Consider the following 23,496-nt stretch of genomic DNA (forward strand, 5'->3'; position numbering starts at 1 on the left):
AGACTGTTTCATGAGCGATACCCACGCGGGCGAGGTTCTGACGACGCAAGACGGCAAGCCGCTGAAGGCGGCCCTTGCCAAGGCGCTGCGCCGCGAGAAGCTGCGCGCCCTGGCGCTGATTGCGCCCCTGCTGATTTTTGTCCTGCTCACCTTCGTTGCCCCGATCGTGGACATGCTGTTCCGCTCGGTCGAAAACGGGATCGTGGAAGACACGCTTCCCAAGACCGTCATCGCTCTACAGGAGTGGGATCCAACCTCCGGCAATGTGCCCGATGAAGTTGTCTTCGCGGCGCTTTACGACGACCTGGTCGTCGCCGTCGAAGAAAAGACCCATACCCGCCTCGGCTCACGCCTCAACTACGAGGAAACCGGCGTTTCCAGCCTGTTCCGCAAGACAGGGCGCGGCGTCAAGCGCATGGACGAAGCCGGTCCCTACAAGGAACAGTTCATTGACCTCGACAAGGACTGGGGCAATGTCGAGACCTGGCAGGTCCTCAAACGGTTCTCGCCGCGCTATACGGCCGGCTATTTCCTGAATGCCTTCGACGCGCAGCAGACCGCGAACGGGATCGAACTGAAGCCGGAAGACGAACGGATCTACATGTTCCTGTTCGGCCGCACCCTGTTCCTGTCTATCGCGATCACTGTGTCGTGCCTGCTTCTTGGCTATCCGATCGCGTTCCTCTTGTCGGCCTTGCCGCTGCGCTCCTCCAACCTGCTGATGATCCTCGTGCTTCTGCCGTTCTGGACATCGCTTCTGGTGCGGACGTCGGCCTGGAAGGTGCTGTTGCAGCAACAAGGGGTGATCAACGACTTCCTTGTCTGGACAGGCATCATCAGCGACGCCGGACGCCTGGTCATGATCAACAACCAGACCGGCACCATCATCGCCATGACGCATATCCTGCTGCCGTTCATGATCCTGCCGCTGTATTCGGTCATGAAAACCATTTCGCCGTCCTATGTGCGCGCGGCCAAGAGCCTTGGCGCCAACGACTGGACCGCGTTCTGGCGGGTGTATTTCCCGCAGACCGTGCCGGGCATCGGCGCGGGTGCCGTGCTCGTCTTCATTCTGTCGATCGGTTACTACATCACACCGGAACTGGTGGGCGGAACGTCGGGCATCTTCATTTCCAACCGGATTGCCTACCACATCTCGTCGTCGCTCAACTGGGGTCTGGGCGCAGCGCTCGGCACGTTGCTGCTCGTCGCGGTTCTGGTGCTCTTTGTTGTCTACGACAAGATCGTCGGCATCGATAACGTGAAACTCGGATAGGTGGCGGCATGAGTGCACTTCCTCCCTACGCGTCTCCTCTCCAGCGGACCTGGTACTATACGTTCCGGGTGATCTGCGGGCTGATCTTCTTCTTCCTGATCTTCCCGATCCTGGTAATCCTGCCGCTCAGCTTCAACGCGGAGAACTTCTTCACCTTCACCAAGGCGATGCTGGCTCTCGACCCGGCAGGCTATTCCTTCAAGCACTACCAGGACTTCTTCACCAATCCGGACTGGCAGCAGGCGCTGACCAATTCGGTGCTGATCGCACCTGTCGCCACCATCTTGGCGACGGGCTTCGGCACCCTGGCGGCCATCGGCCTGTCCCAGTCCCATGTTCCCTACAAGTCCGCGATCATGGCAGTGCTGATTTCGCCGATGATCGTGCCGCTGATCATCTCGGCGGCAGGCATGTATTTCTTCTATTCGCGCATCGGCCTGCAGGGCACCTATTGGGGGGTTGTTCTGGCCCATGCCGCGCTTGGAACGCCCTTCGTCATCATCACGGTGACGGCGACACTGGTCGGTTTCGACCGCAGTCTCGTGCGGGCGTCGGCCAGCCTGGGCGCCAACCCGGTTACCACCTTCTTCAAGGTGCAGATGCCCCTGATCATTCCAGGTGTCGTCTCCGGAGCGCTGTTTGCCTTCATCACCTCCTTCGATGAAGTGGTGGTGGTGCTGTTCCTGGGATCCGCCGGGCAGAAGACATTGCCCTGGCAGATGTTCACCGGCCTTCGCGAACAGATCTCGCCGACCATCCTGGCGGTGGCATCCCTGATGGTGGCCATTTCCATCTGCCTGTTGACCGTACTGGAGCTGCTGCGCCGCAGGTCCGAACGCCTGAGAGGTCTGTCCCCGGGCTGATCCCGGGCGGGCGCGAGGAGCGCCCCGCTGCTTTCAAGGTGAGCCGGTGGCGGAACGCCAGTCACCGGGTGGAGACAGGGTCTCCCGGTAGCAAGACATTTTGAATTTGGGCCTGGCGGGCCGGCTTCTTCGCGGAAGCCGGCCCGTTTTGCGTTTCAGGCCCCCGGAAACCGAAGCTCGAACGAACGGAAGGAGCCTTCAATGAGCAACGACATGATCCGCATTTATGAAATGAACAATGGCGAGAAGGCGTTTTCGCCCTTCTCGGCTGCCGAAATGGACAGCCGCCAGGCAAAACTCCGCAAGCTGATGGCGGACCGGCAGATCGATGCCGCCCTGTTCACCTCCTATCACAACATCTGCTACTACTCCGGCTTCCTCTATTGTTACTTCGGCCGCAAATACGGCTTTCTGGTCACACAGGACAAGGCAACCACGATTGCGGCCGGTATCGACGGTGGTCAGCCCTGGCGCAGGACCCACGGCGACACCGTGATCTACACCGACTGGCGCCGGGACAATTACTTCCACGCTATCCAGGCGTTGCTTGGGATGCCCAATCCTGGGGTCAAGCGCATCGGCATCGAGTTCGACCACGTCTCCCTCGACATGCTGAAGCTTCTGGAGGTCGCGCTTCCGGGCGTGGAGCTGGTCGACATTGCCGCCGACGCAATGGCGCAGCGCACGATCAAGAGCGCAGAGGAGCACGTGCTGATCCGCGAAGGCACGCGCATCTGCGATGTCGGCGGCGCGGCTCTGGTGGAGGCGGTTCAGGCCGGCGTTCCCGAGCACGAAGTCGCCATGGCCGCGACCAATGCCATGATCCGGGAAATCGCGAAGTCCTTCCCGTTCGTTGAGCTGATGGACACCTGGACCTGGTTTCAGTCCGGCATCAACACCGACGGAGCGCACAACCCGGTCACCAACAAGAAAGTGGAAGCCGGCGATATCCTCAGCCTCAACTGTTTTCCGATGATCTTCGGCTATTACACGGCGCTGGAGCGGACCCTGTTCTGCGAATATGCCTCCGACGAGCACCTGCGGCTTTGGGAGATCAACTGCCATGTCCACCGCGAGGGACTGAAGCTGATCAAGCCGGGCGCGCGCTGCTGCGATATCGCAAGCGAGCTGAATGACATCTACCGTAGCCACGATCTCCTGAAGTACCGCAGCTTCGGCTACGGCCATTCCTTCGGTGTGCTCAGCCACTACTACGGCCGTGAAGCTTCAGTGGAGTTGCGTGAGGATGTCGACACGGTGCTTCAACCGGGCATGGTCGTCTCCATGGAGCCGATGATCATGATCCCGGAAGGCGAAGCTGGAGCAGGCGGTTACCGGGAACACGACATCCTGATCGTTTCGGAAACCGGGGCTGAGAACATTACCGGTTTCCCGTTTGGACCGGAGCACAACATCCTGCCGAAACGATAAGGCGGCAAACTTTCCGGTGTTGGGAAGAACACTGGCGGCAAGGTGCGGGCATCTTGCCGCCAGTGACGGTCTCGAAAGGAACCCGTCGCAATGCAGCAAATGCTCCGGGGCGATCGCAGGACCCTTCAACAAACATCTTGGGTTACCCGGCAAGGCATGATTTAACCGGGCTATCTTCGAGCGCCTGCGGAGGGCTGAATGACCTCATCCGACACCATGAAACCTGCTCTGGCCAGCCTGGCCCGGACCTGTGAAGCGATCGCCAACGGGCGCTTCGACGAGGTCGAGGAGCTTTATCAGGTGATCACGGACGAGGGTGTCGAAGCCGATATCCGCGCTTTGGCGGAAACCTTTTCAGGCATGGTGGTGCAGATAGAGGCACGCGAATTCCATTCCAGCCAGCTCATTGCGGAACTGACGGAAACCAAGCGCCAGCTGGAAGCGGCCGAAGCGAAGCTGCGCAAGGAAAATGCCGAGCTGAAAACCCGGCTGGACAAGTTCGAAGTCACCTACGACAAGGAACAGGCGCAGGCTGAAATCGAACAGGTGAGCGATTCCGACTATTTCCGCTCCCTGCAGTCCCGCGCCAAGGATCTTCGATCCCGGTACAAGTTCTGAACTTTCAAAACATCCTTCGAGATTTATCCGTGACCAAAATCATTTCCACTCATTCCTATCGCGGCGGCACGGGCAAATCCAACGTCACGGCCAACCTGGCCGCGGTGCTTGCCCTGCGTGGTCACAGGGTCGGCATTGTCGATACGGATATCCAGTCCCCAGGCATTCACACCCTCTTCAAGGTCGATCTCAACACGGTCAACAACACGCTGAACAACTACCTGTGGGGGCATTGTTCGGTGACTGATACGGCGGTCGATGTCACGGAAAACGTGGTCGATGGCGAGGGCAACCCAACGGTGCCGGACGGTGGCAAGGTCTTTCTGGTGCCTTCATCGATCAAGACCGGTGAGATCGCACGGATCCTGAAGGAAAAATATGATGTCGAGGATCTGAACCGGGGTTTCGTCGATCTCTGCCGAGGCCTGGAACTCGATTATCTGCTGATCGATACCCACCCGGGCGTCAACGAGGAAACACTGCTTTCCATCGCTATCTCCGACGCGCTGCTTTTGATCCTTCGTCCTGACATCCAGGACTATCAGGGCACCGCAGTCACATTGGAACTGGCGCGCAAGCTTGAGGTGCCGCAGCTGTTTCTGGTGGTCAACAAGGCTCTGGAAACCTTCGATTTCAACGAGTTGGCACAGCGCATCTTTTCCAACTACCGCACGCCGGTGGCAGCTGTCCTGCCGTTGTCGACGGATCTCATCCAGATCGGCAGCACAGGCCTGATCAGCACCCAGCAGCCGGATCACGGTTTCACGCGGGCAATCGAGACGATCGTCGATTCCATCGAGTGATTACAGTTGCAGGCCAGGTTGCCGGGTGGTCTCGGCTCAGTCCTGCATTTCAAACAGGCCCTTCAGGAAACTGTCGACGTCTCCAAGGCGTTTGTTGCGGTCGAACGCGAGCGCCTGGCGCAAGGTGTTCCAGGCTTGCGGGGAGAGCCCCTCGACAGGCGCCGGCACGAGACCTTCCCGCGCGACTTCGTCTATCGGCCGGAACTGGAACGGATGGCCGCCGGTCAGGATCTGGTACGTGATGCAGCCAAGCGCAAAGATATCATCGCGGGGATCACGGTCCGCGCGCCGGAATTGCTCGGGGCTTGCGTAGGCCGAGGTCAGGCTATCCCGGATCGGATGGTCCGCACTGGCGGTTGCCGCGGCCGCCAAGCCGAAATCAAGGAGTTTGATCGTGCCATCCGTCAGCAGAAAGATGTTGCCGGGCTTCAGATCAGAATGAACGACGCCCCGGCTGTGCGCATGGGACAGACCTGCACAGGTGCCGCGCAGGACCCGGGCGCATTCGCCCAGTGGTAGAGGTTTGCCAAGGGCCCGCCCGATCCGGCGGTCCAGTCCCACGCCGTTTAGCTGCTCCATGACGATAAACACATCGGCCTTGTCGCGATCGAAGTCGTACACGGTGGTGATATTCGGATGCGCGAGTGCCTGAGACTTGCGCGCCTCGGCCTCCAGAAGCCGCACGGCTTCGGTGTCGTTTCGATAGTTCTCTTTCAGAAGCTTGATGGCGACATAAGGCTGGTCGTGAGCGGCCTCCAGGCGCCGGCGATCAACGGCTGAATAAACGTGCCCCATGCCGCCGCTCCCGATCTCGGTGTCCAGAATGAACCGGTCACGCAAAATGGAGCCGACACCGGCGCGTTTCACCTGGGGTGTCGCCAGCTTGTTGACGTCGAGACTGTCTCTTTGTCCGCCGCCGGAAACGCGGCGCGCGTCGGAACGAAACCGAGCACTTTTGAATTCGGCCAGATATTTGTCCAGTTTGCCGCTGTCGGCTGGAGGTGGTGGTTCTTCGGCGGCATTTGCGCGTCGACTGCGAAAGCCGGCGTAGCCCGCAACGAGTGAGGTCAAAATGGCCTCGTCCATCTTGCCCCGTGTTTCGTCATTTGCTGTCTCGCCACCCGTTGCCCCGGCTGGCTCGTTCAACAATGGCAATGGCGGCAGGTTTGCAGGGGGCATTGCTGCCTGCTCAGGTGCGGGAGCCGATGCCGGTTCCTGCTGTGTGCCGTGAACAGCATGTGGACGTGGCGGATTGTCTTTTACGTCGTAACCGGAAGGTTTGGCATCGCCCGCCGGCAACTGGTTCTGCAGTCTCTGACCGAGCTCGTTCGGAAGGTGGCCCGCTTCGACAAAATCCCGGATTGCCTGCCGCGTTTCATCAAGGGCGTTCGCTGATTGCTGTGCACCGGTCCGCAGCTGCTTCGACAAGGCGTCATAAGACAGCTTGCCGGACACGAAGGCGGTTATCAGCGTGTGCGTGGCGGAGGTCATGTCTGACGTCAAATCTGCAGGATCCCTGGCGACAATTCGGCCCGAAGCTTTTCTTGGCCCCGGAACAGGAGCAGCGCAAGCCGTTGGGGCGACAAAGGTAGAGCTGGGAAAACGCGTGGGGTATGGTTTGCCAGCCGACGCTCAGTATGCGCGCTGCAGTCGTTTTGTTCCAGTTGGCTTCGCGCATTTTTGCCTGGATGACCTGGGCGTTGATCGGATCGTCGAACGATCCGGGGGCAATTTTTGAAACGCCTATCCACCCCTGATAGATTACCCGAACGGCAGGTGATTTATTGGCGAGGGATGAAAGAGGAATTGACTGCGCGCAACCTTGAAACCGGCTCTGCTACACCCTGACCCGCTGCAACGGTGCGTTGGGACCAGGGGTATGAAACCGACGGCAATATCGTGATCGCGCAAGCCGCATTCATCTTCATGTGAATTTGAGTGGAACTTACAATCATCAATAGGGGTTGATCGAAATGACCGGGGAAGACGACATCAAAGGCGGGATCGCCAGCTTCTCGATTGGCCTCGGAAACAAGGGTCACGGTGCAGTCCCGATCAAACCGGCACCACCTTTCAGGGTGCTGATCGCAGGAGACTTCGGCCTTGCGGCCACCGGCGTGGCTTTCAACATCACCGGCCAGGACGTCGAGGAAATCCTGGAACAGAAAACGCCATCCTTTTCCGTCTCGGCGGTCAATATGCTCGGTTCGCATCCACCCGAGCTGGAAGAACAGGTCTCCTTCGCGCGCCTGAAAGATCTGGATCCGACAAAACTGCTGCGTGGATTTCGCTTTGTGCGGGATCTTGAGGCGGCTTCCGGTGACCAGGATCAGCTTGCCGTTCATGACCAGCGTTACGACAAGATCGGCAAGTCGGCACTGGATGAGCAGAAGTCATTGCTGGAAAGACTGCTGAAAGACGACGAATTGCCGACTTCAGAGCAAGGCAAGCGTAAGGAAAACGCTGCCTCGAGCAGCAGCAAGGGAACCGAGGGGCTCGACGCCCTCCTGTCGATGATCCGCACTCCGGAGGAAAAGGCTGCTCCTGGCGAAAGCGGCAGTGCCGCGAAAACCGCCGTGGACGCCTTCATTCAAAAGACGCTCCAGGAAACGGGCCAGGTTTCAAGTGCACCCGCCGAGGGGAAAAAGAAGGATGCGCCAGCCGATACGCTGCAGCTGGAACAGGCGCGTCTCTTCTTCGAAAGCCCGAAACTGAGCAAGGTGCTGCTGAACTGGCATGGATTGAACCTGCTCCTGAGTGAAGTTCCGTTCGACCTGCCGCTGGAACTTCATCTCCTTCAGCTCGATCACGATCTTGATGCCGTCGATCTGCAGGAGGTTCTGGGCGAAACCGGCGAGGCCCTGCAGGCAGAACTCTACGATATCGCCCTGTTTGCGAACGAAATCGGCCTTGGCCCACGCGACACGGAACGGCTGAAGGTGCTTGCGCGGGAATGCGCCGAAAGCGACACGGTCGGGCTTGCCGCGCTTACCGGGCACTTTGCCGGAGTACCGGGTGAGGAAGTTGCCGACATCGAAACGCCACATCAGTTGCTCGACAAGCCGGGCTTCGAAGGTTTTGCAGGCCTGAGGGCCAGCGATGCCGCCTCTCACTTGGCACTGTTCTGGAACGATGCCCGGTTGACCGCCAAAGAGGACGGTGCGCCGGCGCTGTTTGTGTCGGGTGCTTTTGTCGCCCTTTCCGAAATACTGGTCCAGCTTGAAACTGAAGTGTTTCCGCGGCTCCCCGTCGGCATGCCGAAGGATTACGATGCGCTGGAGCTTGTCGAAAGCCGATCGATGGGCGGTGAAGTTGCCATGGCAACACGGTTTGCCGTCGGTTCGGACACGGCACCGTCGCTCGCACTTGCCGGCATCAACGTGCTGGAGGGCGTCGCCAACAGAACCAGCCTCGTATTCCGTCGGGCCGTGACGGTCCAGCCCGGCGAGGACGGTCGGGGGGCACTGGATCAGGCCCTACTGGTGTCTCGCCTGTTTTCCCTGTTCCAGGAAGCTCTCGGCGAGGCGGTGTTTGCAGGGCAGGATGCTGACGAGCGCGAGGCTGCGGTCGCAACGAGCCTGGAAGTCCTGAGCAGATCCCTCTCAGACAAGGTCACTTTCGAAGTGGAACGAATGGCGGTGGAAGATCAGGATCTGATCGGCGTAACGGCATTCGTGCAGGATGGTTGGGCCTCGGGCCAGCAGCATTCCTTCTATCTGCCGGCTTCCGGCGGCTGAGCATCTGTTTCCGTCCAAACGGTTATCACCGTGATGTCGTCCGAGGATCCGCCTGCCACAGCGCGCGAAACAAGCCGGTCAGCAAGACCGGAGGTTCCCTCGGTGGCCATCCTGGCCAGCGTGGTTTCGTCCATGCCTTTCAACAGTCCGTCGGTGCAAAGTACGAAAACATCGTCGGGCATCATCTCCAGCGTTCGGCGGTCAAGCTGAAGCGTGTTGTGGATGCCGACAGCGGCAGTCAGCCGTCCGGCTTTGTCGGCATGGTCCTCCGAGATGAGGAACAGTTGCTGCTGGCGCAAAAGGTAAAGACGCGAATCTCCGGCCCAGATGCAGCTGGCTTGTGACCCGCTGATGATCAGGCTGAGACTTGTCGTGCCTGAAATGTCTTGTTCGGGGAGAGCGCGAAAACCGGCGTAAAGGCCGTGATTGACGTGGTTGAGCTTGGCTTCCAGGGCAATCTGCCGGGTTTCGTGGCTGCTCGGCGGCATGTTGATCAGTTGCGAGATGGCGTGAACCGTCGCACGGCTGGCGACGTCACCCTCTCTGTGACCGCCCATGCCATCGGCAATCGTGAAGAGCCCATGCGACGGGGCCGCAAAGTGGCTGTCCTGATTGACCTTGTGTCGGCGTCCGCGCCGGGTCGCTGCTTCGGATCGCAGCAACGCAACAGCGGCAGAAGTGTCGACCGTATTCAAACGCACGTTCTCCCGAGTAAGGGCCGCAGGACCAGTCCGGGTTCGATCTTAACGCGCGGTCATTCTCCGGAAAAGAAGTCTCCGGTTTCCAGCCAGGCGCCGGTCATGCTCCTCTGGATGAGGTGACCCGTCGCAGGGCCTGGATAGCTGTCCCCGGTAAGCAGACCGAACGCGAGCCGGATCGAGAGTGGCTGGGAAGCATGCAAAATTTGCTTATCCCTGGTCTCGTAGCCTTTCGCGTGGTGCGCCTTTATAAAATGTACAAGTTTCACGCCGAAATTGCGTGGCAGATGCTTTCATCGGTTGAAACCGGAGGCTGCCGGCTTTTTGCAGTCCGGGCACTGATGCAGATTTGGGAAATGGCAATGACCGTAGACGTCGCAGAAATCACCATCGGCCACGAGACGGACGACGACCTGATCGTTGTTCGTCCTGTCGGCAAGCTGGACACGCTCAGCGCAAAAACCTTCGAAACCTACCTGAAGAACCTGATCTTGGAAAAGCCGGCAACCTTGCTGATCGACATGGGGCAAGTGGACTACGTCACCAGTTTCGGGCTGAGATCACTGTTGATCGTTGCCAAGCTTCTGGCTCCTTCCGGAGACAAGCTGGTGCTGTTTCAGGTGAACCAGTCCGTGGTCGACGTCCTCAAGATCTCCGGCTTTCTGAAGATCATGCAGGTGGCGGAAAGCCGGGAAGACGCAAAGGCGCTGGCGGGTTGAACGAAGCTCACACCCGGCAGCTTGAATTGAACAACGTCCGGCAGGGAACGGGATGGTGGATCTCGAGACGGTGACAGTTCGAAACGACCTGGAGGACCTGCCGGCGGTCTATACCGTGCTGGAGAGGTTCTGCACAGGAGCGGGCCTGTCCGACGCGGTCCGCCGTACCCTGTGCCTGGTCGTTGAAGAGCTGTTCGCCAATACCGTTGCCTACGGCTATCCGGATGGCGGCAAGGACCAGATCGCGGTCACGGCGGCGCTTGGGCCGACACACGTCAAGCTCGTCCTGTCCGACAGGGCGAGACCATTCGACAACAGCGGCATGCCGTCCGGTCCACCGGAAGCGGACACAGTCGAGGACATGGGCATTGGCGGTCTGGGCCTTTATCTGGTGCACCAGCTGGCCGATGACGTGGCGACCCAACGGATCGGAAACGTCAACCACACCACGGTTCTGGTGCCTCGCGACAAGGATTGACGGGCGCCTTGCTGCAAGGCGGTTCCCTCAGAAAGCAAATTCCATCATGGAGAAATCGTCCGGCAGGGGCGCATTGTCGTGGAATGTGGCCAGCCAGTCGTAGATGGCTTGAGGGACGGTTCCGTCCACGGATTTCGATTTGTCCGCGAGCTCGGCCCAGGTCAGCGTCCGGCCATCCGCATCCTCGATTTCGTAGGTACCGTCGCTGATGACAAGCAATCGGTCGCCCGGGCGAATGTCGAATGTACCGCCATCGAATTTCATATCTGGGATGGCGCCGATAACCATGCCCTCCGGCGTTCCGAGGCCGATGACGTCCAGCCCCGATGCCGAAGGCCGCATGAGAATGGCAGCAGGGTGGCCGCCGGAGGCATAGGCCAGTTGCCGGGTCGAGCGCCGGTAGACGCCATACCAGATGGTGAAGAACATGTTGTTCTGCCGTTCCATCGGAAAGGCATTGTTCAGTTTGGCAAGAACGTTTGCCGGGTCACGAAAATCGGTACCCCCAAGCGCATTCGAGCGCAGCACGTTGATGATCGCGACAGACAGCAATGCGGCCCCGACACCATGGCCGCAGACGTCGATCAGGTAAATTGCGAAATGATCGTCGTCGAGGTCGTGATATCCGAACGAATCACCGCCGAGTTCAGTGGACGGCACCAGAAGCCAGTCCGCTTTCGGGGCTTCGGGACGCCTTTCCGGCAGGATGGAATAAACATAATTGCCGGCATCACGAAGCTCCGCTTCCAGGCGTTCCTGGGTGCGGGTCAGCAGGATGTTGTATTCGGCCAACTGGTCTTCCACGGCCTCGCCATGTTCGATCGTTGCCTCGTAAAGCAGCTTGAGGTCGTCATGTTCAGCGCGCAATTCCTCAAGTTCTCTGCGCACTCGCGCGAGTTCGCCAGCGGAAGTGTCTGGTTGGGCAGCGGCGCCAAAATTACTGGTGCTTGTCATGTTGTAAATATGATGCCTTTACGGACGCGCGGTGGAAACCCAAAGTTTAGAGTTCTGCTGCTATGTTAATGAAGCAGAAAACATTGGAGCAATCGCGGTTGATATATCCTTGGCAATGAGCGACACCGTATTGTTAAATACATGAATTATCGATGACACGAGTCCAATCGGCCAAAATTTCCAGCTTTCTCGTATAACAGAAGTGCATCGCTTTGAGGTGCAATTGACCACGCCAGCGGGGGAATAAAAATGCAGGCACCTTCTGAAGGCATATCATCAAATTCCGGTCTGCCGCAGATGATTCACCTGGATTTGGACATCAAGGATTTTTGCACCGACTGGACCCATTGCGATCTCATGTCGGGATACATTGCCCGGATGGTCAGCCACAACCGGCTGGATTCGCTCCTGTTTTCCAATCTCTATTCGTCGGCTTTGAACGAGCTGCTGGAAGCGGTGTACCGCACGCACGGCTCAGGCGGCAAACTGCAATGCGCGGTTCAGCGCGACGGCAATGTCGACAGGATCGAACTGACTTTCCCTGCGGACGAAGAAACCTACAAGATCTATGAGACCGCCATTGCGAAGGTCAACGGCGAGGACGCCGAAACGCTTTATCTGGAAGCGCTGTTTGCCGACGCCGAACCGGATGCGAGCCTGGGGCTCCTGGAACTCGGCGTCGATTACGGCGCCCGGCTCGCCATCGGACGGAGCGAAGACGGCCGCATGAGCCTGGTTGCAGAGCTCGTGCTTGAGGACGACACAGAATGATCGCTGATAATATGACACAGGCCTTTCAATGGACCTTCAACGAGAACGATCAGGAGTTCTCGCTCCATGGCAGCTTGCGCCCCCAGCGGGCCGAGGAACTGCATGGCTGCTTTTCCGCGATGGAACAGTCCGTCGCCAAGGTGAGCGGAAAATTCTACGTCAACGTCAGGCGCCTGGTGCGCATGAACAACGTCGCCTTCCACGCATTTGCCGGCAAGATCCTGGATCTTGTGCGCAACCGCAGCGATCTGAGCGTTCATGTGACGACGTCGAGTGTCGTCGGCTGGGCAACGCGCAAGTTCGCCGTGCTGGAGACGATGTCCGACAAGATCACCGTCAGCGAATACGACAACGAGTTCTACCCGGGACAGTCCTTCGTCGAGGACAGTGAATTCATTCATGTCCTGCGGACACAGACCAAGCTTACCTGGCGCCATGAGAAGGAACTCCTTCGCCGCCACGGCCTGAAGCCGGGGATGCAGGTGGCCGACATTTGCTGCGGCATCGGCGATTTCGCCGTGCTCCTGCAAAAGGAGTTCGAGCCGGACCGGCTTGTCGCGCTGGACCATTCCAGATCCAGCCTCGACTACGCACGCCGCGTCGCCGCCGACTTCGGCATCAAGGGCATTGACTATGTCTTTGGCGATGCTGCGGACATGCTGCTGGAGGACAATCAGTTCGACTTCGTGACCTGCCGACATTCCCTGCAGGTGTTCGATCAGCCGGAACTGATCCTCAAGGAGCTCTACCGTATCTGCAAGCCGGGCGGCCGCATTTACGTGACCAACGAAAAGAACTCCCATTGCCTCGGCGAACCGAGATCGGAGTCTATCCAGTGGACTTATAACGAGGTCGCCAAACTCTGGCACCATTTCGATATGGATATCGAAATCGGCCCGAAATGCCGTCGCCTCCTGATCGACGGTGGTTTTGAAAACGTCACCATCGGCTCCTTCATGGTCACCAACACCGACGGCGACCCGCAGGATTTCGCCGATGTCATCGCCTCGTGGAAAAATCTCTTTGCCGGCAAAATGGCGCAGGAACGCGGCGACAGCCCCGAGTTCATCGAACGCTTCGCCAAGGGTTTTGATGATCATATTTTCGCAGCGCTCCACCCCAAGGGATATGCGGGCTGGCCGATCTGGGTTGCCTCGGGGCGTAAGCCGCTATGAATGCACCGGTAAAGAGCCCTCAGAGTGAAAAGCAGATAGGTCGCTTTTCCCTGCGAAGCTTTCGCGCCAAGTTCATTCTTGTCGTGGGCGTGGCGGTGCTGTTCGATCTGGCGCTTGCCGGTGGCATTGGCATCTGGAACGTGCAGAAGCTGTCCAGGGATGCAACGGAGCAGGTCGGTGAAGGCCTGACCACCGCGACCGAAGACTATCTGGAAACCTACATCGATACGACTGCGTTCCGCGCCGACCTTCTGATCGAGCGCGTTCATTCGGAACTTGCGACGCTTGCCTCGTCGATGCAGACGCTGATCGACCACCCGGATATCCAGGAAGCGGTCGGCAACACGATTGAGGGCAGTTCGGAGTTTTCCTCCGCACTGGTCTACGACGAAAAAGGCGGTTGGTCGCAGAACACCGAGGGTGTTCCTTCCGCAGTCAGCGTCTGGGGCTATTTGCTCGATGAAGACAAGAACCCGCTTCCCAAGGCCGCGGATGAGCTGAAGAACAGCTCCTTCCTCAGCCTTGTCGGGCCTTCGATGATGTCGACAGGCGCTCCCAAGCTGCAGATCTATTATGTCGGCCCCAAGGACGCGTCGATCATGCGCGCGACCCCTTATTCGGAGCAGGCGCAGACATTCGACCTGCTTTACCCCGGCCATAACGAGGGCGCGAACTTCTGGGATTTCTTCTTTCCCGGGGTCTACGAAGGTTGGCAAGGCTGGATCAAGGATCCGTCTTCCAAGCCGGTTGAATCCAATATCGTCACCACAGCTCCCTACATCGACGCGATCACGGGCAAGCTGATCGTCAGCTTCTTCCATCCCCTGTGGACGCAGGATCGCAAGGATGTTGCGGGCATGGTCGCGGTCGACATCACGCTCGAACAGCTGACTTCACTCGTCGAAAGCCTTGAGATTTCGGAAAGCGGCTTCGGCTTCCTGACGATGTCCGACGGCAACGTGGTGGCAACGCCGAAAGCCGGCGAGGCGACACTGGGTCTGGTTTCGAGCGACGTCAGCGGCCAGGGTGTTACCGGCGTGAACCGGAACCTCAAGGAAAGCAGCCAGCCCGCCATTTCTTCCCTTGAACTCAGTGCCAAGGACGAGACCGTCATCAAGCACATCTTCCTTGAAAATGACGGTGAAGAGGTCCCCTATCTTCTGGTCCTCAAGCAGCTCAACCCGACCAACCTGTGGGATGGAACCGGCATCACCTCGGAAACGATGACGCTGGGCTTTGTCGTTTCCGAACGCGAGATCTACCAGTCGCTGATCGATGCCACCAACAACATCTCCGAGGCGACGGCCCGCATCCTGAACTACCAGCTGATTGCCTTCTGCGTCAGTATCTTCGTGGTGTTCGTTGCGGTCTATGCCATTTCCGGCCGTATCACCAAGGGCTTGTCGCAATTGGCCGCCGCGGCGCGCGCGCTGCAGAACAAGGATTACTCGGTTCGCGTTGCTATTCCGACCCGCGACGAGGTTGCGGCCGTGGGGCTTGCGTTTAACCGGATGGCGGAAGAGATCAGCTATCACACGGAGAACCTTGAAAATCTCGTCGAGGAGCGGACCAGGAAGCTGGAAACAGCGAACCACGAGATCGGCGAGCTCAACAAGCGGCTGAAATCGGAAAACCTGCGCCTCGGAGCCGAGCTGGATGTCGCCAAGCGCATTCAGGAAATGGTTCTGCCACGGTTGAGCGAACTGGAAGTCATCCCGCAGATCGAGATTGCCGCCTTCATGGAACCGGCAGACGAAGTCGGCGGCGATTACTACGACGTCCTGTTCGACGGCAGCCGCATCAAGGTCGGTATCGGCGACGTGACAGGCCACGGCCTGGAAAGCGGCGTGTTGATGCTCATGGTGCAGTCGGTTGCCCGTGCGCTTCAGGAGAAGGGGGACAAGGATCCGATTGCCTTCCTGGATGTGCTCAACCGCGCTGTCTACAAGAACATCACCCGTACCAATTCCGACAAGCACCTGACCCTTGCCTTCGTCGACTACGAGGACGGACAGGTCACCTTGTCCGGCCAGCACGAGGAAGTGCTGATCATTCGTGCCAATGGAGAAACCGAGCGGATCGACACGATGGACCTCGGTTTCCCGGTTGGGCTCGAGGCCGATATTTCACCCTTCGTGGCCACACTGGATCTTGCGTTCGGACCCGACGACATCCTGATCCTGCATACGGACGGGATCACGGAAGCGGAAAATGCGAAGGGCGAGATGTATGGCCTCGACCGGCTTGCCCAGAGCGCCCATGAAAATCGCGAAAAATCCGCTAAAGGTATTGCCGCGGCGGTCATTAATGATGTGAAGTCGCATATCGGCGACTACAAGGTATTTGATGACATCACTCTTGTTGTCTTGAAGCATAGGTAAGGCATGGTCGAGGATTTTGGAGAGACGGCTGCTTTGAACGGCGGAGACGCGAGACAATTTTGTCTCACGCTGATGGCAGAGCCGCTGGAGCTGAGCTGGCATCATTGCGGCCTGACATCGGATTTTATCGGGGAATATTTCAGCAGGGCTTGCGGCAAAGGCATCGATCCTGTCGATGCCCGCCACAGCATCAGTTACATGATCAACGAGATTCTGGAAAATGCGATCAAGTTCCGTCACGGCGGCGACATCGCGATTCACAGCTCGCTGGAAGAACAGACGTTTGAAATCCGGATCGTGAACCGGATCGACCAGGAAACGGCCGTCAAGTTTCAGGGTCACCTGAAAGCCCTGCTCGACCGCGAACCGGGAGAGCTGCTCCTGGAACGCATCGAGGAGAACGCCCTCAACCCGGACTCCTCCGGCTCAGGCCTGGGTTTGCTCACACTTATGAGCGACTACGAGGCCAAATTGGGCTGGTCTTTCGCGTCTGAGCGTGTAAGTGAAGGCGTTGAGTTGACGACATATGCTTCTTTGCGACTTTCCTGATCGCTGACATATTCCAAAGGAAGAAATCACAATGGAAATCAGCACGAACGATTACCGCGTTTGGACTGAAGGCTCCGCCATCCACTACGAAGGAACGATGCGGCTTTCAGGAACAGATGCCTACGCACCTATTCTTGACATCATGAATTCCGTTCTGGCGGCCAAGCCGGAACTCATCACCATGGACCTGACAAGCCTGGAATTCCTGAACAGCTCCGGCATCAACCTGCTCGCAAAGTTCACGATCGAAATCAGAAAGCAGCCGGAAGTCGGCGTTCGGGTTCTGGGCTCCAAGTCCATTCCCTGGCAGTCGAAATCACTCCGCAACCTGCAGCGTTTGCACCCGGCGCTTGAACTGACGATTTCCTGATCCCGCACACACGCGCGTGAGGACGTGCTGATGCAAGCGCAACGGAAATGCCCGCAGACTTCCGGCCTCGGTTTCAAGAAGGCCGGATGAATTGCGCATGTCGCAAGCCTAATATCCGTTCTCGTTGCAACAGGCTTTCAGTCGTCCCGCCAGTCTCCCGGACTTGATAGAGAAAATTTCGGCAAGGCCATCCTGATCACGGCGCAGGTCGCAGCTGGCGCTATCAGTGCCGTGAAGGTTGCCTGCAAAGTGCCGGTCTAGTGATCGGGCAGGGTTTGCAATCCTGCTCGGAGCCTCAGGCCATGAAGTTCCTGTCGCGGCGGTGCAGGGCTTTCCACCGCTCGTAATCCGCCAGGCCGGTTCCTGACTTTCCCGTTTCAAAAATCCCTTGGCCGGCAATGCGATCCGGCGGAATATGCCGGTTGATCCGCCGGCTCCCGTGCCGCGGGCAGCCCACTCCTGGCAGGACAGGCGGCATCGCTTTTTTGGATACCGTTTCTGACCTGCTACTTCTTGTCAGCGCCATCTTCCGGAGGCCTTAATGACCCTGTCCGCTGAAGCCGTCGAAATCCTGAAATCCGTCAGCACGGCGACACTCACCACGATCCTTCTGAAAAAGGGACTGCGCAACGTCTGGATCCGCGGGGCAATGCCGCTCGATCGCTCCAGACCCCGGATCGTCGGGCCGGCATTTACCCTTCGTTTCGTGCCTGCGCGTGAGGACCTGGCAACGCCCGCTTCCTGGGGCTCTCCCATTTCAACACGTGCGGCCATCGAGGAGATGCCGGAAGGATGCGTCGCGGTCATCGATGCGATGGGCATCCGCGACGCCGGTGTCTTCGGCGATATCCTGTGTGCCCGTATGCGCAAACGCAATGTCGCTGGCATGGTCACAGACGGCACAGTGCGCGATCTGGCCGGTGTGCTGGCGTCGGATCTGCCGGTCTGGTGCAGCGGTGTCTCGGCCCCGCCTTCGGTAGCCGGTCTAACCTTCGTCGGCTGGCAGGAAACCATCGGCTGCGGCGGTGTTGCGATCATTCCGGGCGATATCATCGTGGCAGACGGCGATGGTGCGGTCGTGATCCCAGCAGCCACGCTTGATGACGTGCTGAAAGAAGCCCCGGAACAGGAACGCATGGAGGCCTGGATCGTCGAGCAGGTCGACGCAGGTGCGAAGCTGCCGGGCCTTTACCCGATGAACGAGGAAACCAAAGCGCGCTACGAAGCCGAACGCTGAGGGGCGTCGGATGCCGGGATCTGCATTCGATAAGGGAATCTGACGACGATGCAGCGCGGCTGCCATGCCTCTTCCGGCCAGACTGTTCTGATAACGGGTGCTCGCGCGCCTGTTGCCCTGCATCACGCCCGGCTGTTTCATGCCGCTGGTTGGCGTGTTGTTCTGGCCGATATGCCCGCGCGCCCAGTCTCCCGGGCAAGTCGTGCCTGCGCACTCTATCAGCGTCTGCCATCGCCAAGGTTTCATCCGGAAGATTTCACTGATGCGCTCGAGGCGCTGATCGAACGCGAAAAGCCGTCCCTGATTGTCCCGACCTGCGAGGAGGTCTTCTACCTGGCGGCAATCCTGGAGAGGCGTGGCCTTGGGGCAGAGCTGTTCGCGCCAGGTCTCGACCTGCTTCAGACGTCCCATAACAAGCATGATTTCATCAAGCTGTGTGAAGGGTTCGGGATCGCCGTGCCCGAAACACGGCTGCTGACGTCTCTGCAAGATGTCACCGACCTTGGCAAGCATGCCGAAAGCCTTGTGTTCAAGCCCGTCTGGTCGCGCTTCGCCGGTCAGGTCCTTGTGTCGCCAGCGTGCCGCAAGTTGAAGCAAGTGGTGCCGAGCGCTGCAATGCCCTGGGTTGCCCAGGAACGATTGGAAGGAGACGAGATCAGTGCCTACGTCCTGGCGCGCGACGGCAAGGTGCTGGCAGTGTCGATGTACCGTTCGCTATACCGGGCCGGTGCTGGCGCGGGGATCTGTTTTGAACCGGTAACGGACCCGGCAACACGGGCTTTAATCGAAACATTCGTCGGGAACACCGGTTGGACCGGGCAGGTTTCGTTTGACCTGATGCGCCTTGAAGACGGCTCTGTGCGCCCGCTGGAATGCAATCCGCGCGCGACCAGCGGCCTGCATTTTTTCAAGGACGCGGACCGGTTTGTCCGCACGCTTTTGCAAGGTGGTGACGAAGTCTTGCCGGATGTAACGGGCATTCAGGCCGTGCGGCTGGCCATGTGGGTCTACGGTCTGCCTTCAGCGCTCCGCTCACGAGGTTTTGCCCGTTTCCGGGAGGTCCTCGGTGCCGCCGAGGAGATCCTCCGAACCAAGGACGATCCGTCGCCGGGGCGTGCGCAAATACCCGCCTTGCTGGAAATTGCGACCATAGCCATGCGCAACCGGATCAGTCTTCAAAGCGCCACCACGAGGGACATCGAGTGGAACGGGCCGGATCAAAGTTCGATGTAGGCACTTCTGGGGGACGCTGCCGCACCTGGCAGCTCGCCCTCTTCAATTGCCTCGATATCCCTTCGTAAATAGTCGAGCGGTCCGATCAGAGGTTTTGCGTCCGGAAAGCGCGCCGCGTTTTCAAGCGAGGATTTCAACACGCGGCGGTCTTGTTCCAGAGCGATGTGGAACATCGGCTGGAACATCCAGGACTTGACCCGGTCGAGCAGACCCTCGTTCGGTCCGATCAGGCAACCGATACCTTCGACAAGTCCGTCGGCCGCCTGCCGCAAATGGAAGGTGGTTGCCAGTGCAAGGCCGTTTTCGCCCCAATATTCCAGCTCGGCGATGCCGGGAAAGCGATACCGCCCGACAGTCCGCACCCGCCCGGCTTCCAGCAGCCTGCTGATCAGGCCGTGCTGCCGGTCCTCCCCGGTATAGACGGCCTCGACCCAGCCAGGCCCACCGGTGATATCGACCCGAACCCGATGCCGCTTGCTGCTGAGGCCGCGCAGCAGGCCCTTGTGGGTGAAATGGGTATGGGTCGCATCGAGGATGTTTTCGGCAGCATCGATCAATGTCGAGTTGGTGCTGCTGCGCACAAGGCGCACCACTGTCTTTCTGCCTTCCATCGGGTGTAGGTAAGGTTCACCTGCGGGGTCTCCTTTGGAAAGAAAGACCACGCCGTCCTTCACGAAGGTCTTGAGGCCGGGAATCCGGTACCCCGGCACGTCGCCCATGTGTCCCGGAATGACGGTGCAGCGTCCGCCGCCGTCAAAACGCCAGCCGTGATAGGGGCATTCGATCTCGCCTCGGACGACCTTTCCTTTCGACAGTTCCATCAGCCGGTGCGGACAACGGTCGGCCAGAGCCGAAATGCCCGACGCGCTCTTGAACAGCACCACAGGTTCGCCGCCGAATTCGACACGGGCCGGTCGGCGCTTCAAATCCTTCACGAGCGCCGCGGCCTGCCAGAAATCCTTTGATGAAGTCATAGGTCGAAGGCCTCCAGAAGGGGAATGCCGATGCGCGACAGAAGTTTTTCGAGGCTCCGCACTGCCAGTTGCCTGCGCCGGGACAGATGGCCTGAATAGACGGCGTTGAACTCGATTTCCGGTTCTGCCCCGCGCAGCCGTTTGAAGTGGCCGGCGCCCGCGCTCATGTTGAAAAAGAGAGTGTGCCGGTCTGCAATGTCCTGGCCTGCCGCCATGACCAGCCGGTAGAGCCCGTCTTTCAGCGGCAGGCGGGTGTCGTATCCAACCAGCGGCTGCGTCAATGTGCGGCCGTTGGCAAAGAAACCGGCCACCGCCACCAACTGGCCGCTGTCATCGCGATAACCAAGCAGTTGGAACAGGCCTCTGCGGTGGCATTCCCGGATGTAGGTTGCGGTGTACTGCGGATTGAGCGGTGTGTACTTGTCGAGATAGAGCATCTTGTAGAGCTCCGCGGCACGGTCAAAATCCGAGGCCTCGAAGCTGTCGTTTTCCGCGAGCCGATAGGGCGTCTGTTGCATCAGCCTTGTGTCGTAGTGGCGGTTTTGCGTCGGCCGTCCTGGCGTTTGGTCACCGGAGTAGAGATAGATCCGTCGTGCCGCCAGAAGCCTGAACCCAGCTTGCCTGAGGGCGTTCATCGATGACCGGTCCGCCCGGCCATTGAGCGAGCGGATGACAATGGCATGCTCCGGGTGGCGCTGAGACAGGGTTCTGGCGATCTCGCGGGCTGCGGCTGCATCGATTTCCGGCACCGGGTTGGTCGACAGCAGCCAGTTGTTCACCTGCACCTGTCGATCAAGCCCGCTGGCCGCGATCAGCGGCGCACAGACCCGGATCAGCGGTCGTACCAGATGGTAGGTCAGCGGCGACTTCAGGAAATTGCGCGTTTCCTCGATTGCATAGTCGATATAGGCAGCGCTTGGTGAACATATGTAACACGTCGGCGGACGGCTCGGTTCGTTGATCGTCACTGGAAAACACCGCCCAGCAATCTCCAGCGAGCTGACACGCGTCGTGAGGTTGGCAACAAGATCAGGCATGGCAAAGTCGTTGCACAAACGCACGAAAGCATGAACGGTCTCTGGTGCGTTGCTCACACCTCCATTAGCCGACGTGTCCCGCATGACCGGATCCCGCGCTGTGGTCATGATTGAGCCTGCCGCCTAAACCGGCTTTCCACCCGCCGCAGCTTGCGGGTGCTTTCCAGGGGCAGCCTTTCCCGGCGGAGCGAAATTGCAGGCACGAGGCCCAGTGCGCTCAGGGTTTTGCCAAGTGCCGCCAGGGCCGCTTCAGCGCTCGTCTCCGCCACCTCCGGCGGGAGCTGCAGGGTCACCGATCCATCTGCTTCCTGCACAAGCCGAAAATCGGATATCTCGCGCGAGGCATCCAGAACCGAATTGCGCAGGATGTCGGGCGTAACCGGCACTTCCGTTCCCGCGTCGCTGGTGAAGAGAAAGATATCGTCCATCCGTCCGATCACTTCATCAACCGTCTGAAGCGGCGAGCCACAGGAGCATGGTGTCGACGACAGGCGCAGGAGATCGTTCATCCGGTATCGCGCCATGATCTGGAAATCGCGGCGAAAGCCTGTCACCAACGGAGTGACGAGATCGTTTGCGACCGGCTCAAACTCGAAAAAATTGGCATCCTCGGCAAGGTGCAGACGGCCATGGGCACACGTCACGGCGAAAAGGCCTTCGGTTGCCATGTAGATCTGCCCGAGGGGAATGCCGAACCTCTTTTCGACAACGACCCGGTCGATCGGGTCGAGCGTTTCCGCCCCTGCATAAAGCTTGCGAGGGGCAAGTCGGTCCGACGTTTCCGCCAGGTGCCGCAACACCCTCGGCGGCGCGACGATGGTCGTCGGATTGAAGGTTTCCAGTTCGTCCAGCCAGGAAGCGATGCCATGGCGCAGATCGAAGAACCGCAAGTGCAGTTGCCGCAGTCTGGCAGGGCTTTCGTAAAGCGAGGAGGACTGAGGCAGGATGATCGCAACCCGTTCCGGATGCCAGAGAAAGCGGGGTAAGGTCTTGGCCAGAATGGTGCCGAGCCAACGGAACCGCTCCGGTGCGGAAATGGCATAGAGGCCGCGGTTGCCGCTTGTGCCCGTACTGGCTCCGATGTTGATCCCGTCGATCTCGCCGCCTGCCTCCAAGGCCCGCCATCCGGCCTCGGCGGTGATCCGGGCCCTGTTGAAGGCCTCGAACCGGCTCATCACGATGGCTTTGTCGATCACAGGCAGTTTGTCGAGGCGCGGCGGCGCGTCGCGGTAGAAATCGACCTTGGGAAGCGACTGGCGCAACCAGCCATCCAGTCGACGTTTCTGCCAGTCCTCGAAAGCCTTTCGAGATCGGCCACTGCGGCCGGTCCAGAGCGTTTCGGCAAAGGCAATGCCAGTCTGAAGGCGCCCGTTCATTCCGAAGCCTCCGGCAAATCGTATGGACTGTCGGACGGATCGTGGCACAGCAGAACATCGCCGCCTTGCTCCCGGAAGGCGGCAACCCGGCGGCTGCTTGCGGCAAGTGCCCGGCGATCCGAAGCGACAAGAGCCGCGGGCAGTCCGGGGGCCTTGCCGGGATCAAGCGCTGCCGCACACCACTGGGTATCGACCGCATAAAGCAATGGCACCGGCTGTGCGGCAAAGCAAATGCCGAAATGGCCTTCCGCATGACCGGGCAGATTGACGGCCAGCGTCTCACCATCCCCAAAGAGATCAGCCCCTTCGCCGAGCCCATGGGGAGCTGGCTTGACCGGCAGTTGGTCGATATCGACGATCCGGCTGGAGAGATCCTGCGGCAGCAACTCGTCAAAGACGCCGTGGCGCAGATTGGAAAACCTTGAGCGCGCCTCGATACGAGCGTGAACTGCTGCCTTCGCATAGATCCTCGCCTTCGGGAATAGGTGAAGCGCGGCAACATGATCGGCGTGGAAATGGGTCAGCACGATGGCTGCAACATCTGCTGTGCTTGCGCCAAGGCGATCAAGCACGCGGGTGGGCTGGTGCTCTTCGATCAGCCTCGGCCGGAGCAGACTGGCATAGATCCGAAGCGGCAGACTGCGCCCGGCACCTTCTGTGACCCGGGGGCCGTAACCTGTATCGATCAGCACCAGTCCAGCGGTCGCGTGCTGGTAAACCCCATAGCGTACCTTGAAGCGAAGCGGGTGACGCCCACCACTACGGACCACCAACCGCTCCGGCGCGGAAACAAACGCGCTGTTTGCAAACACCGGG

At 59.4% G+C, this 23,496-nt stretch carries 23 protein-coding genes; 16 read left to right on the forward strand and 7 right to left on the reverse strand.

Annotation, left to right across the window (positions count from 1 at the left end):
• The first annotated feature begins 10 nt into the window (after window positions 1-10).
• From Q666_RS35425 to Q666_RS35445, 5 genes are all read left to right on the forward strand, one after another.
• A complete protein-coding gene (locus tag Q666_RS35425; RefSeq protein ID WP_022999201.1) occupies window positions 11-1,276 on the forward strand; it encodes an ABC transporter permease in 1,266 nt (421 codons plus the stop codon).
• 8 nt (window positions 1,277-1,284) lie between these two features.
• Complete coding sequence (locus tag Q666_RS35430) at window positions 1,285-2,139, forward strand: ABC transporter permease (RefSeq protein ID WP_031268731.1); 855 nt, start codon at window positions 1,285-1,287, stop codon at window positions 2,137-2,139.
• 201 nt (window positions 2,140-2,340) lie between these two features.
• Complete coding sequence (locus Q666_RS35435) at window positions 2,341-3,570, forward strand: M24 family metallopeptidase (protein WP_022999199.1); 1,230 nt, start codon at window positions 2,341-2,343, stop codon at window positions 3,568-3,570.
• Between the two features lie 198 nt (window positions 3,571-3,768).
• Window positions 3,769-4,188, forward strand: a complete 420-nt coding sequence (locus tag Q666_RS35440) for a hypothetical protein (protein WP_022999198.1) — start codon at window positions 3,769-3,771, stop codon at window positions 4,186-4,188.
• 29 nt (window positions 4,189-4,217) lie between these two features.
• Window positions 4,218-4,991, forward strand: coding sequence for a MinD/ParA family protein (locus tag Q666_RS35445; protein WP_022999197.1), 774 nt, complete (start codon window positions 4,218-4,220; stop codon window positions 4,989-4,991).
• Window positions 4,992-5,027: 36 nt separating this feature from the next.
• Here Q666_RS35445 and Q666_RS64650 read toward each other — a convergent pair whose 3' ends face one another.
• Window positions 5,028-6,482, reverse strand: a complete 1,455-nt coding sequence (locus Q666_RS64650) for a serine/threonine-protein kinase (RefSeq protein ID WP_022999196.1) — start codon at window positions 6,480-6,482, stop codon at window positions 5,028-5,030.
• On the opposite strand from Q666_RS64650, the gene Q666_RS65835 reads away from it, so the two are divergent.
• A complete protein-coding gene (locus tag Q666_RS65835) occupies window positions 6,481-6,729 on the forward strand; it encodes a hypothetical protein (protein ID WP_152533248.1) in 249 nt (82 codons plus the stop codon). The genes Q666_RS64650 and Q666_RS65835 overlap by 2 nt on opposite strands.
• A gap of 235 nt (window positions 6,730-6,964) precedes the next feature.
• A complete protein-coding gene (locus Q666_RS35450; protein ID WP_152533249.1) occupies window positions 6,965-8,728 on the forward strand; it encodes a hypothetical protein in 1,764 nt (587 codons plus the stop codon).
• On the opposite strand, the gene Q666_RS35455 is transcribed toward Q666_RS35450, so the two are convergent.
• Entirely contained in the window at window positions 8,704-9,429 is a 726-nt protein-coding gene (locus tag Q666_RS35455; protein ID WP_081713163.1) for a PP2C family serine/threonine-protein phosphatase, read from the reverse strand. The two genes, Q666_RS35450 and Q666_RS35455, sit on opposite strands and share 25 nt — an antisense overlap.
• 359 nt (window positions 9,430-9,788) lie before the next feature.
• Here Q666_RS35455 and Q666_RS35465 point away from each other — a divergent pair, with 359 nt between their 5' ends.
• Together Q666_RS35465 and Q666_RS0132700 are read left to right on the forward strand one after the other, a co-directional pair.
• Window positions 9,789-10,145 (forward strand): STAS domain-containing protein, encoded by a 357-nt coding sequence (locus Q666_RS35465; protein ID WP_161633217.1) that lies wholly within the window; start codon window positions 9,789-9,791, stop codon window positions 10,143-10,145.
• 52 nt (window positions 10,146-10,197) lie between these two features.
• The gene (locus Q666_RS0132700; RefSeq protein WP_022999190.1) at window positions 10,198-10,623 is read left to right on the forward strand and encodes an ATP-binding protein; all 426 of its coding nucleotides are present in this window, start codon (window positions 10,198-10,200) and stop codon (window positions 10,621-10,623) included.
• A 27-nt stretch (window positions 10,624-10,650) separates the two neighbouring features.
• Here the strand turns inward: Q666_RS0132700 and Q666_RS35470 are convergent, their stop codons facing one another.
• A complete protein-coding gene (locus Q666_RS35470) occupies window positions 10,651-11,511 on the reverse strand; it encodes a SpoIIE family protein phosphatase (RefSeq protein ID WP_022999189.1) in 861 nt (286 codons plus the stop codon).
• 315 nt (window positions 11,512-11,826) lie between these two features.
• Between Q666_RS35470 and Q666_RS35475 the strand changes: the two genes are divergently transcribed.
• From Q666_RS35475 to Q666_RS35510, 7 genes are all read left to right on the forward strand, one after another.
• The gene (locus Q666_RS35475) at window positions 11,827-12,348 is read left to right on the forward strand and encodes a hypothetical protein (RefSeq protein WP_022999188.1); all 522 of its coding nucleotides are present in this window, start codon (window positions 11,827-11,829) and stop codon (window positions 12,346-12,348) included.
• A complete protein-coding gene (locus Q666_RS35480; protein WP_022999187.1) occupies window positions 12,345-13,523 on the forward strand; it encodes a class I SAM-dependent methyltransferase in 1,179 nt (392 codons plus the stop codon). Before Q666_RS35475 ends, Q666_RS35480 begins: the two co-directional genes overlap by 4 nt.
• Window positions 13,520-15,904 carry a SpoIIE family protein phosphatase gene (locus tag Q666_RS35485; protein ID WP_022999186.1) on the forward strand — a complete coding sequence of 795 codons (2,385 nt, stop codon included), beginning with the start codon at window positions 13,520-13,522 and terminating at the stop codon, window positions 15,902-15,904. Before Q666_RS35480 ends, Q666_RS35485 begins: the two co-directional genes overlap by 4 nt.
• A 3-nt stretch (window positions 15,905-15,907) precedes the next feature.
• Complete coding sequence (locus Q666_RS35490; RefSeq protein WP_051990044.1) at window positions 15,908-16,453, forward strand: ATP-binding protein; 546 nt, start codon at window positions 15,908-15,910, stop codon at window positions 16,451-16,453.
• A 31-nt stretch (window positions 16,454-16,484) separates the two neighbouring features.
• Window positions 16,485-16,823, forward strand: a complete 339-nt coding sequence (locus tag Q666_RS35495) for a hypothetical protein (RefSeq protein WP_022999184.1) — start codon at window positions 16,485-16,487, stop codon at window positions 16,821-16,823.
• Between the two features lie 541 nt (window positions 16,824-17,364).
• Window positions 17,365-18,060, forward strand: coding sequence for a ribonuclease activity regulator RraA (locus Q666_RS35505; protein ID WP_022999182.1), 696 nt, complete (start codon window positions 17,365-17,367; stop codon window positions 18,058-18,060).
• Window positions 18,061-18,108: 48 nt separating this feature from the next.
• A complete protein-coding gene (locus Q666_RS35510) occupies window positions 18,109-19,293 on the forward strand; it encodes an ATP-grasp domain-containing protein (RefSeq protein WP_022999181.1) in 1,185 nt (394 codons plus the stop codon).
• Here Q666_RS35510 and Q666_RS35515 read toward each other — a convergent pair.
• The 4 genes from Q666_RS35515 to Q666_RS35530 are packed head-to-tail and all read right to left on the reverse strand — an operon-like array spanning window position 19,278 to window position 23,492.
• On the reverse strand, window positions 19,278-20,267 hold the full coding sequence (locus tag Q666_RS35515; RefSeq protein WP_022999180.1) for a Rieske 2Fe-2S domain-containing protein: 990 nt from the start codon (window positions 20,265-20,267) through the stop codon (window positions 19,278-19,280). The genes Q666_RS35510 and Q666_RS35515 overlap by 16 nt on opposite strands.
• Complete coding sequence (locus tag Q666_RS35520) at window positions 20,264-21,412, reverse strand: hypothetical protein (RefSeq protein ID WP_023014430.1); 1,149 nt, start codon at window positions 21,410-21,412, stop codon at window positions 20,264-20,266. Before Q666_RS35520 ends, Q666_RS35515 begins: the two co-directional genes overlap by 4 nt.
• Window positions 21,409-22,680, reverse strand: a complete 1,272-nt coding sequence (locus Q666_RS35525) for a coenzyme F390 synthetase (protein WP_022999178.1) — start codon at window positions 22,678-22,680, stop codon at window positions 21,409-21,411. The genes Q666_RS35520 and Q666_RS35525 overlap by 4 nt, the downstream gene beginning before the upstream one ends.
• The gene (locus Q666_RS35530) at window positions 22,677-23,492 is read right to left on the reverse strand and encodes an MBL fold metallo-hydrolase (RefSeq protein ID WP_286133754.1); all 816 of its coding nucleotides are present in this window, start codon (window positions 23,490-23,492) and stop codon (window positions 22,677-22,679) included. The genes Q666_RS35525 and Q666_RS35530 overlap by 4 nt, the downstream gene beginning before the upstream one ends.
• Window positions 23,493-23,496 lie beyond the last annotated feature (4 nt).

Origin of the sequence: Labrenzia sp. C1B70 (genome assembly GCF_000475395.1) — a bacterium.
GTDB lineage: Bacteria > Pseudomonadota > Alphaproteobacteria > Rhizobiales > Stappiaceae > Roseibium > Roseibium algicola.

What these genes read in the sequence shown, in the direction of transcription:
- Q666_RS35425 (WP_022999201.1), top strand. Translation starts at nt 11, where the DNA reads ATGAGCGATACCCACGCGGGCGAGGTTCTGACGACGCAAGACGGCAAG.
- Q666_RS35480 (WP_022999187.1), top strand. Translation starts at nt 12,345, where the DNA reads ATGATCGCTGATAATATGACACAGGCCTTTCAATGGACCTTCAACGAG.
- Q666_RS35515 (WP_022999180.1), bottom strand. Translation starts at nt 20,267, where the DNA reads ATGACTTCATCAAAGGATTTCTGGCAGGCCGCGGCGCTCGTGAAGGAT.
- Q666_RS35465 (WP_161633217.1), top strand. Translation starts at nt 9,789, where the DNA reads ATGACCGTAGACGTCGCAGAAATCACCATCGGCCACGAGACGGACGAC.
- Q666_RS65835 (WP_152533248.1), top strand. Translation starts at nt 6,481, where the DNA reads ATGTCTGACGTCAAATCTGCAGGATCCCTGGCGACAATTCGGCCCGAA.
- Q666_RS35505 (WP_022999182.1), top strand. Translation starts at nt 17,365, where the DNA reads ATGACCCTGTCCGCTGAAGCCGTCGAAATCCTGAAATCCGTCAGCACG.
- Q666_RS35520 (WP_023014430.1), bottom strand. Translation starts at nt 21,412, where the DNA reads ATGACCACAGCGCGGGATCCGGTCATGCGGGACACGTCGGCTAATGGA.
- Q666_RS35435 (WP_022999199.1), top strand. Translation starts at nt 2,341, where the DNA reads ATGAGCAACGACATGATCCGCATTTATGAAATGAACAATGGCGAGAAG.
- Q666_RS35440 (WP_022999198.1), top strand. Translation starts at nt 3,769, where the DNA reads ATGACCTCATCCGACACCATGAAACCTGCTCTGGCCAGCCTGGCCCGG.
- Q666_RS35450 (WP_152533249.1), top strand. Translation starts at nt 6,965, where the DNA reads ATGACCGGGGAAGACGACATCAAAGGCGGGATCGCCAGCTTCTCGATT.
- Q666_RS35485 (WP_022999186.1), top strand. Translation starts at nt 13,520, where the DNA reads ATGAATGCACCGGTAAAGAGCCCTCAGAGTGAAAAGCAGATAGGTCGC.
- Q666_RS35495 (WP_022999184.1), top strand. Translation starts at nt 16,485, where the DNA reads ATGGAAATCAGCACGAACGATTACCGCGTTTGGACTGAAGGCTCCGCC.
- Q666_RS35430 (WP_031268731.1), top strand. Translation starts at nt 1,285, where the DNA reads ATGAGTGCACTTCCTCCCTACGCGTCTCCTCTCCAGCGGACCTGGTAC.
- Q666_RS35490 (WP_051990044.1), top strand. Translation starts at nt 15,908, where the DNA reads ATGGTCGAGGATTTTGGAGAGACGGCTGCTTTGAACGGCGGAGACGCG.
- Q666_RS0132700 (WP_022999190.1), top strand. Translation starts at nt 10,198, where the DNA reads ATGGTGGATCTCGAGACGGTGACAGTTCGAAACGACCTGGAGGACCTG.
- Q666_RS35510 (WP_022999181.1), top strand. Translation starts at nt 18,109, where the DNA reads ATGCAGCGCGGCTGCCATGCCTCTTCCGGCCAGACTGTTCTGATAACG.
- Q666_RS35475 (WP_022999188.1), top strand. Translation starts at nt 11,827, where the DNA reads ATGCAGGCACCTTCTGAAGGCATATCATCAAATTCCGGTCTGCCGCAG.
- Q666_RS64650 (WP_022999196.1), bottom strand. Translation starts at nt 6,482, where the DNA reads ATGACCTCCGCCACGCACACGCTGATAACCGCCTTCGTGTCCGGCAAG.
- Q666_RS35525 (WP_022999178.1), bottom strand. Translation starts at nt 22,680, where the DNA reads ATGAACGGGCGCCTTCAGACTGGCATTGCCTTTGCCGAAACGCTCTGG.